Source organism: Desulfovibrio sp. UIB00 (genome assembly GCF_022508225.1).
Taxonomy (GTDB): domain Bacteria; phylum Desulfobacterota; class Desulfovibrionia; order Desulfovibrionales; family Desulfovibrionaceae; genus Desulfovibrio.
In genome coordinates this window covers 17324-30460 of sequence record NZ_JAETXJ010000005.1, presented here as the reverse complement: position 1 = coordinate 30460, position 13137 = coordinate 17324, and the positions used below count along the sequence as shown (strand labels likewise).

Genomic DNA, 13137 nt, shown 5'->3' with positions numbered 1-13137 from the left:
AAACATGGGGCTGGGATATGGGGAGAACCCCTTTTCAATCAGGATTCTCCCCAGTGTCTCCAGATGTTTACCGCAATCTTACGCTACTTGGGCATGGCCGCCAACACCTTTTCGGGGCGGGCGGGCAAGTGGCGCACACGCGCGCCGCAAGCATTGTAGATGGCGTTGATGATGGCAGGGTGCGGCGCGGTAAGGGGCATTTCGCCCACGCCGGAAGCGCCGAAGGGGCCAGCCTTGCGGGGGGTCTGCACATAGACGATTTCCATGTCGTCAGGAATCATCTTGATGGTGGGCACGCCCGCGCCAGCAAGGGTGCTGTGCTTCTTCAGGTCTTCGTAGTCTTCGGTCAGGGCAAGGCCAACGCCCTGCGCCAAGCCGCCGTAGATCTGACCGTCAACCACCAGCTTGTTGCACAGGGTGCCGATGTCAGCCACGCACACAAGCTTTTCAACCGTGGTCTTGCCGGTTGCGACCTCAACGGCCACTTCGGCAAGGAACAGACCGTACATGTAGCAGGCAAAGGGTTCGCCCTGGCCCTTGGCATCGCAGTCCTTGGCCGGAGCAGACCACTTGCCGTCATAGTGCACGGGGCGGCCTTCGGCCTTCATTTCCTCATAGGTGAAGAAGCCGCCGCCGGTGGGCTTGCGCATGCCTTCAATAAGCATTTCGCAGGCCACGCGGGTGGCGTTGCCGGTGACAACCTGGGAGCGCGAACCGCCAGCAGGGCCGGAATTGGGGGTCTTGCTGGTGTCGTTCATGACCAGATGGATGTTTTCAGGCTTGATGCCCAGAGGACGCAGCGCTTCATGGGCGGTGCCCAGAGTGCCGGAGTCAGCGCCCTGGCCGTGGTCTTCCCACGAGTTGCCCACAGTGACGCTGCCGTCGGGGTTCAGTTCGGCCCAGGCTTCGGAGGTGTCCGGCCCGTCAAGGCCCGCGCCATACACGCCAAGGGCAATACCCACGCCGCGTTTGACTTCGGCGGTGGACTTGGCCTTAACGGTCTTTTTGGCTTCTTCGTAGTAGGGGCGCATTTTCTGGAACATTTCGGGCAGGCTCATGACTTCAGGCACCTGACCGGAGGGGTTGGTATCGCCTTCGCGGTAGCAGTTCAGCTCGCGGATGTCGAAGGGATCCATGCCCAGCTTTTCAGCCAGTTCGTCCATGAGCACTTCGGAGGGGAATTCGGTTTCCGGCGCGCCGTAGCCGCGGAAAGCCGCACCCCAGCAGTGGTTGGTGGCAACGGTGCGGCCCTTGCCGCGAATGTTGGCAATGCCGTAACCAGCGCCGATATACTGCGCGCCGCGCAGGGTGAGCAGATCGCCGAATTCGGAGTAGGGGCCGTGGTCAACGCTCCAGTCCGTTTCCATGGCAAGAATCTTGCCCTGCTTGTTGGCGGCAAAGCGCACGGTCGTCCAGAAGGGCGAACGCTTGCCGGTGTAGTTCTGCTGCTGTTCGTAGTTGTAACGCAGGTGGCAGGGACGGCCGGTAGCCATAACGGCCACGCCCACAAGGGCTTCCATGGTGGGGCTGAACTTATAGCCAAAGGTGCCGCCGGTGGTGTTCTGCACCAGCACGAGATCCTTGGGGAATTCCAGGCCGAGGCCGGGGGCGATCATCAGCGCGTGCAGATGAATGGCAACGGACTTGGAGTGGAGAACCACCTGGCCCTTGTCGTTCACATAGCCGTAGCCCACGTCGGGTTCGATTGGCAGGTGGGGCTGGCGCTGGGTGTAGTAATCGCCTTCCGCGATGACGTTTGCCGGATCATTGAAGAAGGGAGCGGTATCCGCGCCTTTTTCCTCAAGCTGGTCGTAGTAGATGTTGGGGGTGCCGGGGTGGATTTCGATGGCGTCCGGGGCCATGGCCTCGGGGGCGCTCATGTATTCGGGCAGCAGCTCAAGGTCAAACTTGACCTTTTCAGCCGCAGCGCGGGCGTTGCATTCGGAGTCAGCGCAGACAATGGCCAGCGCATCGCCGTATTGGAAGATTTTGGTATCGTTAAGGATAGGACGTTCCCAGCCATCGCCCTTGTTGGTGGGGAAGGTGATCAGGCCGGTGATGCGGTTCCTGCCCTTCACGTCCTTGTGGGTCAGAACCTTGTACACGCCGGGCATTTTTTCGGCTTCAGAGGTGTCTATGCCCTTGATGTTGGCATGAGATACCTTGGCCTGGGCAATGGCGAGGTGCAGGGTGTTGGCGGGCAGGCGGTGCGCCGCGTCCGCGCCGAATTCGGCAGTGCCCGTCACCTTGGCGACGGCAGAAGGACGGGGCATGGTGGAACCCCAGATGCGGCCATCGGCAGGCATCTTGAAGGTAACGTCGTCCAGCGTTTTATCACCGCGCATGAGGGCGGCGGCGTCCATGACCGCGTCCACCAGGGGCTTGTAGCCCGTACAGCGGCAGACGTTGTGATTTTTCTGGAACCAGTCGCGCACGTCTTCACGGCTGGGATTGGGATTGGAATCAAGCAGGGCCTTGGCCGAAACGATGAAACCGGGGGTACAGAAACCGCACTGGGCCGCGCCGTGGTAAATCCAGGAATGCTGGAGCGGATGCAGATGGTCGGGGGTACCCACGCCTTCCAGCGTGGTTACGGCGGCGTTTTCCGCCACGCGGCTCATTTTGACCACGCAGGCGCGTACAACTTTGCCGTCAAGGATCACCGTGCAGGCACCGCACTGACCCTTGCCGCAACCAACTTTGACACTGGTGAGCTGCAACTGATCGCGCAGCACGTCCACAAGCATATCGTCGGGGTTAGCCAGCAAGCGCCGGGGAATGCCGTTAATCACAAGGGTTTTTGTTTCCATGCGCGACTCCTTTTAATGATGAACAAAGGTATATGCCTGCGCGGTAAATCCGCGCCCGGGGTCAGATTTCCGCCTCCTATTTCCCGAACGGACAGATCGGATAGCGGCATTCTTCACACTGGGAGCAAAAGCCCCCGTGCCCCAATGCCGCCACATCAGCTGCCGTTACCTCAATGCCGGCCAGCAGGCGCGGCACAACGAGATCAAAAATGCTGGCCTTGTGGTACATGACGCATCCGGGCAGCCCCAACACGGGCACCCGTCCTGCCGCCCCCTGGGCATAGGCCAGAAGGAACATGGCCCCCGGATACACAGGCGCGCCATAGCTGACCACCTCCGCTCCGGAAGCGCGGATGGCAGTTGGCGTGCGGTCGTCCGGGTCAACAGACATTCCGCCTGTTACCACAATAAAGTCAGCGCCCTGTTCGAGAAAATCCCTGATTGCTCCGGCAGTCATGGGCACTTCATCGCTGGTGAGGGTCTGCCCCACCACCGTGCTGCCAAGAGCGGCAAACTTTTTGCGCAGCACAGGGCCAAAGGCATCCTGAATGCGCCCGTAAAATACTTCGCTGCCCGTTGTGACCACGCCAACCCTGGCGCGACGCAGAGGCAGAACTTCAACGACCGGCCCATCGACGAAAGATTCTAGCTGCCGCAATTTTTCATCCTCAATCATCAACGGCACCACGCGGGCTCCCGCTACCGAGCGCCCCTTCGTCACGTGCTGCATGGAGTGGATAGTTGCGACAGAAATTTCGCCAAGGCTGTTTATACGGTTGAGAACAGGCACATCCACACGCAGCAGCCCGTCACAGGCGGCCTTGAGGTCGATACGCCCTTCCTTGGGCTCCGTGCATGTCAGGTTGCCGCCGGAAACGGCAGAAATAACACGCGCGGCGGCATCGTTTTCGTGAACCATGCCGGGCAGGGATTCAAAAACATAAAGATGCTCTTTGCCAACCTGCAACAGCACCTCAACGTCTTCTTCCCGCACAACATGGCCTTTGCGAAAAACAGGCCCCTTGCTTTCACCAGGAATAATCCTGGTGATGTCGTGACACAAAATACTGCCCACGGCGTCATGCACATGGATGGTTTTCATTGCCAGTTTGGACATGACCTCTCCCGAAGCTGACTTCTAGATTGTGCATAAAATACCACCCTTACAACAAATTGCAAAATAAAATTCCTTATTTATTAATTGTGCTTTTGCTAACCATCTGGCTTACCATGGTATCAACAGATAAATTCCTGTTTTTTGCAAAAAGCGTGATTATTGCCCCCCCCAACGAGTACTCAACCAAGGTCACAAGCGCGTGCGGCATTGACAGCCGCGCGTTTCTTTGCGAGAGGGAAGGAAAAAAGCCGCTGTATTTGCCCAGAATACGGCAGCCATTAAAAGGAAATGCCATGCAAATGCGTTCAGCTCATTGGCCGATGGCTCTGCCCGGCAAAGGCCGCCTGGGCCTTTCCGGTCTGGCGGTTCTTACGGCTCTGCTGCTCGGCGGGTGCGGCTTCGGCGGGTCCCCGGCCCAGCCGGAAACGCCTCCCGGCCCTGTCACTGGCTTCATGATCGTCTCCGCAGTGGGAGAAACCGCGACTGTTGACGACCCTGATTTTGGCAAGGGGGTACGAGTGAGCCTGGACGAGCTTTTCACCTCGGCCAAGGGCGAAGACTGCAAACGCGGCACCGTGCTTTCAGGCCAGCGTGAAGCGGAAGTTATTGTCATCTGCAAGGACGACAAAGGCCGCTGGAACATGGCCCCCCGCGTGTGGGGCCAGGGTCTTTCGCAGTAGCGAGGCTGAGACTCCGGCGTATTGCCAGCATGCCCTTTGGCAAAAAACGATCAAGGGTGCATTGCCTCTGGCTAAACCGGGCAAATGTGATTATTTATGGAAGCGCACGGCGAATACCACGCCCGTGCGCTTTCCTTGTTGCAGTTGCAGCCTCGCAGCCCTGTTGAACCGACACGCACTGAGCATGTCTCAGCGCCTTCAGACACTGGAGATACAAGGCGTTACGAGGATATTGACCACGGAACCCTGGGGCCATACAGCCTGTTTGCGGAACCACCTCTGGGGGCCATGCAAGCCCGAATCCATTGCATCAACACTGCCATGTCGCACAGAACTATTGTTACTTTTCTGATGATCTTTTTTGCCATGACCACTGCGGTCAAGGCCGAAAACGCGCCCCAGCCCTACGCTGCCAACCTGTTTCAGGGCAATTTTTCGCAGAGCAAGGACGCCGCCAAGGACGCAAAGGATGCCTCCATCATCGCACCTGGCGACCGGGTGGTGCTGCGCCTGTGGGGCGGCGACCTCAAGGTGGACAGCACCCTGACTGTGGCCGCCGACGGACATCTGGACGTACCGGAAGTGGGGGCCATACCTGTGGCGGGCCTTGGCTACGACAAGCTGACCGAAGCCCTGCGCAGCAAACTTGCCGCCAACGGACACGCCGATGCGCAGATTTACGCGGCACCGCTGGATGCCCGGCCTGTGGCTGTTTTTGTCACAGGCGGCGTTGCCAGGCCTGGACGTTATACCGGCACCCCCGGCGACCCTTTGCTGAGCTTTCTGGACAAAGCCGGGGGCCTTGACCCCATGCGCGGCAGTTATCGCGACATCCGCCTCATGCGCGATGGCAAGGCTGTTGCCAGCCTCGACCTCTACCCCTTTGCCCGCAAGGGCGTGTTGCCCGCTGTGCGCGTGCAGGAAGGCGACACGCTTGTGGTGGGCGACAAAGGCCCCACCATCACGGCCATAGGCGCGGTGCGCACCTCTGCAAAATTTGAATTCCCCAAGGGCAAATCCACGGGCACGGCCCTGATTGAACTGGCGGAACCTCAGAACAGCGCCTCGCACATCGCCCTTTCCGGCACACGCAACGGCGCGCCCTACAGCACCTATCTGCCGCTCAAGGAACTGCGCAACCTGATGCTTGAAGACGGCGATCAGGTGCAGTTTATTGCAGATGCGCCCGGCAATACCATGATGGTTGAGGTGCAGGGCGCAGTGCGCGGGGCTTCGCGTTTTCCCGTTCGGCGCGGCGCCCGCCTGCAGGAAGTGAAGAACTTCATTGCCGTTGAGCCTGGTCGCGCCAACCTTCAGGCCATGTACATCAAGCGCAAGAGCGTTGCCGCCCGGCAGAAAAAAGCCATTGCGGATTCCCTGCGCAGGCTGGAAGAAACAGCCCTTACGGCTTCCTCTGCCAGCGCGGATGAAGCGGCCATCCGCGCCAAGGAGGCAGAGATGGTCTCCAAATTTGTGGAGCGGGCCAAGAGCGTGGAACCGGAAGGCGTGGTTGTGCTTGATGGCGGGCCGGACAAAGCCGACCTCTCGCTGGAAGACGGCGATATCATTGTGATCCCGCCCAAGAGCGACGTGGTGCTGGTGAGCGGCGAGGTTATGATGCCGCAGGCCATGCTGTGGGGCAAAAAGAAGGATGTGGACGACTACATCAAGGGGGCTGGCGGTTACACCAACCGCGCAGACCACGACAAGGTCCTTGTGCTGCACCAGAACGGCTCGGTGTCGCAGAACGGCGATGATATTCTGCCCGGCGATCAGGTGATGGTACTGCCCAAGGTGGAATCCAAGAACATGCAGGCAGTCAAGGACATCACTCAGGTTATCATGCAGGTGGTGGTTTCCGCCCGGTTGCTGCTGGGCATGCCATCGCTGTAAGTTTTATATAATTCGGCAAAAAGGGGGCTTTGGCCCCCTTTTTTTATTTCATGCGCGCAAAGTGCAAACGTGCGGTTGCGTCACAAACGTGATGTGGGTTATGGTTGTACAAGGTATGCAGAATCTACAAGAGGAATACATGGAACGCGCCCTGGAAGCATCCCCCCTGTTTTCTGGAATGAGCGGGCAGGAGGCGCGGTTGTGCCTTGCATGCAGTGGCGCATTTGAAGAACAGCACGGCAAGGGCGCGTTGATTTTTGCAGAATCCGACCCGCCGGAAAGGCTGTATGTGCTGCTGGAAGGTGCGGTGAACGTGTGCCGGGAATCAACCGAAGGCAGACGCGCAGTCATGGCGCGCGTTGACGCCCCGGGCGACCTGTTTGGCGAGGTGCATGTTTTTTTGGGCCGCCCAAGCTATGGCTGCAGCGTCCTGGCGGAAACGCCTGTACGCGTACTGGGCATACCCGCCCGGTTTTTCTACGCCACCTGCGAAAAGGCCTGCTCCGTCCATTCACGCATGATTCGTAACATGCTCGGCATTTTTGCGCACAAGGCTTTTTTTCTCACACGCCGCATTTCACTGCTTTCTTCAGGCAGTTTGCGGCGCAAACTTGCAGCCCTGCTGCTGGAACACCGCCGCCCTGACGGCATGGTTTCACTGGCAATGAACCGTGAACAGATGGCTGATTTTCTGGGTGTAACCCGCCCCTCACTTTCACGCGAGCTCGCCGCCATGCGCGACGAGGGGCTTCTGCAAATGGAGGGTAGAAGCATTCGCGTACCGGACATAGCCTCACTGAATTTTTTATGCGAATATTTCCCGGCCTGATTGAAATTTATTCTTTTTTATAATTAATTTCAGGTTATTGCATACTTTCCCTCTTTTTATCCAGCGCCCCAAATATTTTCATTTTCTTGAGCATCCGTAACATTTGTTACAGAACCATTGTCCCAGCCTTGATAGAACGGAATCGTCAACACAAGGAGGGCCTCATGGACCGTATTCTCAAGAACCTTGAATTCGCCGCCGCGCTGCCCCTGGCCGCGCAGGTCGAGTGCCAGCCTGGCCAGATAGCCAGCAAGACCCTTATCCAAAACGCCTCTGTGGGCATCACCCTGTTTGCCTTTGACGCCAACGAAGAAATCAGCGCCCACACCTCCACGGGCGATGCCATGGTTCTCGTGCTCGAAGGCTCGGCGCAGGTAACCATCAGTGGCCAGTCACATACCGTGCAGGCGGGCGAAGTGATTATCATGCCCGCCGGCCAGCCGCACTCTGTACACGCGCAAGAGCGCTTCAAGATGCTGCTTACCGTTGTTTTTCCTACCCCCAAGACCCCCGCGTAGGCGGATCACCCCCCAGCCTCCGCGTTGCGGAGTATCAGGAGACATCTCATGAGTAACGCCATGTTCTGCTATCAGTGCCAGGAAACCGTGGGCAACAAAGGCTGCACCCAGATCGGCGTATGCGGCAAAAAGCCCGAAACAGCAGCCCTTCAGGACGTGCTGGTATATGTGACCAAGGGCCTTGCGCAGGTCGCCACCAAGCTGCGCGCTCAGGGCAAGACCGTGAACCACGAAATCGACCGAATGGTTGTGGGCAACCTTTTCTGCACCATCACCAATGCCAACTTTGACGACGACATGCTCGCCGAGCGCGTGCGCAAAACCTGTGCTGCCAAGAAAGCCCTGATGGCCGAGCTTGGCTCGCGCGACGGCATGGCCGACGCCGCCCTGTGGGAAGCGGACGACAAGGCCGCCATGCTTGCCAAGGCTGCCACTGTGGGCGTTCTTGCCACCAGCGACGACGATGTTCGCTCCCTGCGCTGGCTTGTGACCTTTGGCCTCAAGGGTATGGCCGCCTATGCCAAGCATGCCGATGTGCTGGGCAAGCATGATCCTGCAGTGGACAACTTCCTTCAGGAAGCTCTGGCCAAGACCCTGGACGACAGCCTTTCCGTGGCCGATCTTGTGGCGCTGACCCTTGAAACCGGCAACAAGGGCGTGAGTGTTATGGCCCTGCTGGATGCCGCCAACACCGGCACCTACGGCAACCCAGAAATCACCAAGGTCAACATTGGCGTGGGCACCAACCCCGGCATCCTGATTTCCGGCCACGATCTGCGCGACCTGCAGATGCTGCTTGAGCAGACCGAGGGCACAGGCGTGGACGTCTACACCCACTCCGAAATGCTGCCCGCCCACTACTACCCTGCTTTCAAAAAATTCAGCCACTTCAAGGGCAACTACGGTAATGCGTGGTGGAAGCAGAAGGAAGAATTTGACACCTTCAACGGCCCCATCCTGCTGACCACCAACTGCCTTGTGCCGCCCAAGGACAGCTACAAAGACCGCGTGTACACCACAGGTGTTGTGGGCTTCCCCGGCTGCAAGCACATCCCCGGTGAAATCGGCGAGCACAAGGACTTCTCGGCCATTATCGCCCACGCCAAGACCTGCCCCGCACCCACGGAAATTGAAACCGGCGAGATTGTGGGCGGCTTTGCGCACAATCAGGTGCTGGCCCTGGCCGACAAGGTCGTTGACGCTGTGAAGTCTGGCGCCATCAAGAAGTTTGTGGTCATGGCTGGCTGCGATGGCCGCGCCAAGGGCCGCTCCTACTACACCGAATTTGCCGAAGGCCTGCCCAAGGATACCGTCATCCTTACTGCCGGTTGCGCCAAATACCGCTACAACAAGCTTGACCTCGGCGATATCGGCGGCATCCCCCGCGTGCTTGACGCCGGTCAGTGCAACGACTCCTACTCCCTGGCCGTTGTGGCCCTGAAGCTCAAGGAAGTGTTTGGCCTCGCCGACATCAACGACCTGCCCATCGTGTACAACATTGCATGGTACGAGCAGAAGGCTGTTATCGTACTGCTGGCCCTGCTCGCCCTTGGCGTGAAGAACATCCACCTTGGACCCACGCTGCCTGCCTTCCTTTCGCCCAACGTGGCCAAGGTGCTGGTCGAACAGTTCGGCATCGGCGGCATCAGCACCCCGCAGGACGACCTTAAGGCTTTCTTCGGGTAATCCTCAGTTCAAAGGGGCGGCAGCTTGCTCTCCGCCCCATCATACAAAAGGCGGCGCACTTGTAATGGGTGCGCCGCCTTTTTGGCATTATACGGATGGGGCAGATGCCCCCGGGGCTGTGATCGTGCCTCAACAAATGCAGCAACCGGGGATGACGCCGCATGATGACACGCAACATGGATGCCTCACGTTAGGGCGTATGCCGCTCGCGTGCAAATAATAGAGGAAATGCGGTGGGGGGATTACCGGGAGCACGGCGTTTAATAATGCTGAGCACAGTTGCACGATGTCCAGAGCGGTATCATCCATTCAAGCTGCAAGCACCCATAATCCATAGAATGCCATACCAAAAAAATGCAGCGCATCACTTTGCAGGGGGATACCGCGAGAAGATCAAGGTAGACTCAAAGAGTGGCAGACAGCCCGCATGACTAGCACTGCGGGCTTACAGACGCATGTTGGACGCAGGGCAACAAAAAAGGGGAACCCGAAGGCTCCCCTTTTAATCATAAGGCTAGGTACTCTTAGAAGGAGTACACGAAGCTCACGTTAACGTTCCAGGGATCACGTTCCTGGTCGCTACGGCCGTTCATGCGGCTGTTGCCCCACACAGAGCGGGACTGGTCAAGCCAGGTGGCGATGTAGGCCGCATCCAGCATGATGGTGAAGTTGTCATACATCTTGTAGGAGTTGGTCAGGCCAATTTCCATGGCGGTATCGTTGGTGGTCATGTACAGGGGATCCATGCCGGCAGCAGCGCTGACGGGGGAGCCACCCTGACGGACGATGTAGCTGGCCATCTTGGTGTTATTGGTGCCACCAATAACGTTCAAGCGCAGCGTGTGCTTCAGGTTTTCAACGAAGCTCATGTCCTTCAAGCGGGCACCGATACCCCAGGTACCAGTCATGGTAGAGCTGAGGGTGTTTTCACGGGCAATATAGGGGTTGCCGCTGAAAGCATAGTTGGAGAATTCGTTGTTGCCCGTGGCGCTGATGGTGGGCATGCGCTCGGAACCATTGGCCGGGTTGTCGTCATCGCCAGAAGCGTACCAACCATACAAGCCGGGGGTAGCCCAATCAAGCTTGTATTCGAACAGCAAAGAACCCAACCAGCCAGCGCGGTTGAAGTGGCCGTCGTCATAAGACACGGAACCGTAGTTGAAATCCCACGCGATGCGGAAGGGATCAAACGTGGTCACTTCGCCGGTCAGGCCAGCCCAGAAGGCATTGCCGTATTCGTTCAGCTTCTTGCCGTAGGTGGCGCCGCTCTTATACATGGCACCGTAAGCAGGCACCATACCAGCACGCACGTTACCACGGGAAGCCTGATCAAAGTCGGTCCTATTCAAACGGTCAAAGGAACCATTGCCGTCACGGAAGGTGTTGGGACCAACAGAGGCGTACATGGCCCAGGGGGTCACTTTCACGCCGTCAAAGGTCAGGGGAACCAACAGACCAAAGGCGTCAAAGTTGTCCATATAGTTGTTATGGTTGCCGCCGTGGTCGTTGCCATTGGTGTAGTTGTCGTTGTACAGACGGGCCCAGAAGGCGCTCACGCCAACGTTGTCGTTGAACTGGTAAGAAGCGGTGATACCGGCCACGTCATCATTGAGGACGGAGCTGGCATTGGTGGTGAAGCTGGGCAGAGCCATGCCCTGAATGCCCATGCGGACCTTCAGATCGGTCTGGGGAACGAGCCAGTCAATGTAGGCATTCTTGACCTTGATGGCACCGTTGCCATCAGCGCCAAGAGCGCCGCCGTTGTTGCCGTTAGCGCGACCGGAGTCGCTGGTGCCCCAGTACTGCTGGCCAATTTCGAAGAACACGGTGCCGGACAGGGATTCAGAAGCCACGGCGTCCAACTGCAGGCGCACACGCTGGCTGGATTCGAACTCATCCTGGTTCGCGTTGTAACCAGTGCGGCCGTTACCGCCGGTGAAGTTGCCGTTCTGGCCGTAGTCAAAGCTCATGATCCACTGGCCCTTGGCCTTGAAGTCGATGGCGCTGGCGCCCGTGGCAACGCCGAACACAAGGCCGGCCGCCAACAGAAGAGTAGCGATCTTTTTCATGGTTATCCTTCCTTTCTTTTGCCCCGCTTGGGACTATGGTTTCATACAAACGCCTATGGAGCGGTTTCCCGCTTCGGTGTGAATATATGGAAGGGCTAAACACTTTGCAAGCCCTATCGTGCAAAAATTTTTACCAAAAAAGAGCAACTTTGGCTCAATATTGCATATCTATCTATATTTAAGCAGGTTAAATAAAATCTAGATATAAAAAAAAATTCTGACACATACCTGTCACAGTGTCATTTTTTTGCGGAACACATCCAAATTTCCGCGCTGCTGGCTTACAATCTGTCAAAGGGATGTCGGTTAAAAAATTTTTCACCGCCTGTTTCTCTGCCGCCGCAGATGCAAATCTGGACTTTCCCTGCCAGCCACTGTTTCCAGAATGCAAAACGGCCATGCGCATCTTCTCAAAAACGCATGGCCATAATCAGAGGCAAATATATCTGGTGTATAGGCGAACCACACTGCTAGGTGGCAGCATCCAGGGGGAACCACAGGGGTTTCAAAAAATGCAGGCGACAGTTTTCTCCTTCCTGCGGGCCTCGGGCGTACCGCCCTTTCTGCACCCGCACGCACTGCTCGCCCACACGCACCTGATAGTCGAGCTGTTCGCCCAAGAATGTACGCCGTTCCACAATGCCGGGTACGCCGCCTTCATCCACGAAATCAATTTCATTGGGGCGGCTGGCAACCACGCCGCGCCCGGCCTGCACAATGGCGGCATCAGGAACGCACCCCGCCGGGAAGTCGGCACTTACGCCGTCAAGCTGCATATGGCTTGCCGTTACCGCCATTTCCGTAAAGTTGGACAAGCCTATAAAGCTAAACACAAAACGGTTGGCGGGCCGGGTGTAGACCTCCAGAGGCGAGGCCACCTGCTGCACCACGCCGTTCTTCATCACCAGGATGCGGTCAGAAAGCGCCATGGCCTCCGACTGATCGTGAGTCACATACATGATGGAGAAACCGTAAATCTTTTGCAGCTCCTTGATTTCAAAGCGCATTTCTTCACGCAGATGAGGATCGAGGCTTGAAAGCGGTTCGTCCAGCAACATGACTGAAGGATTGATGGCCAGCGCCCGGGCAAGAGCCACGCGCTGCTTGCCACCGCCGGAAAGATCCGCAGGGCTTTTTTGCGCAACATCCAGCAGGTTGGTATGCCGCAAGGCATCGGTGGTGCGTTTGTGCAGCTCCGCCGAGCCGATCTTTTTGATGCGCAGCGGAAAGGCCACGTTTTCATACACACTCATGTGCGGCCACACGGCAAAGGCCTGAAACACCATGCCGAAATCTCGTTTTTCAGGCGGCAGATAGTATTTTTTGGCGCCGGACGAAAGCAGCTTGCCGTTCACGCTGATTTCGCCCTCGTCCAGATCCTCAAAGCCCGCCACCATGCGCAGGGTCGTGGTTTTGCCGCAGCCCGAAGGCCCGAGCATGGAGAAACATTCGCCATCGCCGATCTCGAGATTCAGGGAAGAAACAGCCTTAACCTTGCCAAAATACTTGCTAACATTGCTGAGTGTAATGGACAT

General features: G+C 57.8%; 9 protein-coding genes. 5 read left to right on the top strand and 4 right to left on the bottom strand.

Features of this window, described 5'->3' with window-relative positions:
- Nucleotides 1-83: 83 nt before the first annotated feature.
- Together JMF94_RS09360 and JMF94_RS09355 are read right to left on the bottom strand one after the other, a co-directional pair.
- Nucleotides 84-2810, bottom strand: coding sequence for a molybdopterin-dependent aldehyde oxidoreductase (locus tag JMF94_RS09360; RefSeq protein ID WP_240824844.1), 2727 nt, complete (start codon nucleotides 2808-2810; stop codon nucleotides 84-86).
- 76 nt (nucleotides 2811-2886) lie between these two features.
- The gene (locus JMF94_RS09355; RefSeq protein ID WP_346770018.1) at nucleotides 2887-3912 is read right to left on the bottom strand and encodes a molybdopterin-binding protein; all 1026 of its coding nucleotides are present in this window, start codon (nucleotides 3910-3912) and stop codon (nucleotides 2887-2889) included.
- Nucleotides 3913-4220: 308 nt separating this feature from the next.
- On the opposite strand from JMF94_RS09355, the gene JMF94_RS09350 reads away from it, so the two are divergent.
- The 5 genes from JMF94_RS09350 (at nucleotide 4221) to hcp (ending at nucleotide 9533) form a co-directional block, all read left to right on the top strand.
- A complete protein-coding gene (locus JMF94_RS09350) occupies nucleotides 4221-4607 on the top strand; it encodes a DVU3141 family protein (RefSeq protein WP_240824842.1) in 387 nt (128 codons plus the stop codon).
- 96 nt (nucleotides 4608-4703) lie between these two features.
- Nucleotides 4704-6500: a polysaccharide biosynthesis/export family protein gene (locus tag JMF94_RS09345; RefSeq protein ID WP_240824841.1), complete on the top strand. Its 1797-nt coding sequence runs from the start codon at nucleotides 4704-4706 to the stop codon at nucleotides 6498-6500.
- Nucleotides 6501-6639: 139 nt separating this feature from the next.
- Entirely contained in the window at nucleotides 6640-7329 is a 690-nt protein-coding gene (locus tag JMF94_RS09340) for a Crp/Fnr family transcriptional regulator (protein ID WP_240824840.1), read from the top strand.
- Between the two features lie 164 nt (nucleotides 7330-7493).
- Nucleotides 7494-7847: a cupin domain-containing protein gene (locus tag JMF94_RS09335; protein ID WP_240824839.1), complete on the top strand. Its 354-nt coding sequence runs from the start codon at nucleotides 7494-7496 to the stop codon at nucleotides 7845-7847.
- 60 nt (nucleotides 7848-7907) lie between these two features.
- Nucleotides 7908-9533: a hydroxylamine reductase gene (gene hcp / locus JMF94_RS09330; protein WP_240825010.1), complete on the top strand. Its 1626-nt coding sequence runs from the start codon at nucleotides 7908-7910 to the stop codon at nucleotides 9531-9533.
- Between the two features lie 524 nt (nucleotides 9534-10057).
- Here the strand turns inward: hcp and JMF94_RS09325 are convergent.
- Nucleotides 10058-11602 (bottom strand): outer membrane homotrimeric porin, encoded by a 1545-nt coding sequence (locus JMF94_RS09325; RefSeq protein ID WP_240824838.1) that lies wholly within the window; start codon nucleotides 11600-11602, stop codon nucleotides 10058-10060.
- A gap of 470 nt (nucleotides 11603-12072) precedes the next feature.
- Nucleotides 12073-13137: an ABC transporter ATP-binding protein gene (locus JMF94_RS09320; RefSeq protein ID WP_240824837.1), complete on the bottom strand. Its 1065-nt coding sequence runs from the start codon at nucleotides 13135-13137 to the stop codon at nucleotides 12073-12075.

Excerpts from the sequence above, each read along its gene's own strand:
- JMF94_RS09360 (WP_240824844.1), bottom strand. The coding sequence starts at position 2,810 with ATGGAAACAAAAACCCTTGTGATTAACGGCATTCCCCGGCGCTTGCTG.
- JMF94_RS09355 (WP_346770018.1), bottom strand. The coding sequence starts at position 3,912 with ATGAAAACCATCCATGTGCATGACGCCGTGGGCAGTATTTTGTGTCAC.
- JMF94_RS09350 (WP_240824842.1), top strand. The coding sequence starts at position 4,221 with ATGCAAATGCGTTCAGCTCATTGGCCGATGGCTCTGCCCGGCAAAGGC.
- JMF94_RS09345 (WP_240824841.1), top strand. The coding sequence starts at position 4,704 with ATGGAAGCGCACGGCGAATACCACGCCCGTGCGCTTTCCTTGTTGCAG.
- JMF94_RS09340 (WP_240824840.1), top strand. The coding sequence starts at position 6,640 with ATGGAACGCGCCCTGGAAGCATCCCCCCTGTTTTCTGGAATGAGCGGG.
- JMF94_RS09335 (WP_240824839.1), top strand. The coding sequence starts at position 7,494 with ATGGACCGTATTCTCAAGAACCTTGAATTCGCCGCCGCGCTGCCCCTG.
- hcp (WP_240825010.1), top strand. The coding sequence starts at position 7,908 with ATGTTCTGCTATCAGTGCCAGGAAACCGTGGGCAACAAAGGCTGCACC.
- JMF94_RS09325 (WP_240824838.1), bottom strand. The coding sequence starts at position 11,602 with ATGAAAAAGATCGCTACTCTTCTGTTGGCGGCCGGCCTTGTGTTCGGC.
- JMF94_RS09320 (WP_240824837.1), bottom strand. The coding sequence starts at position 13,137 with ATGTCCATTACACTCAGCAATGTTAGCAAGTATTTTGGCAAGGTTAAG.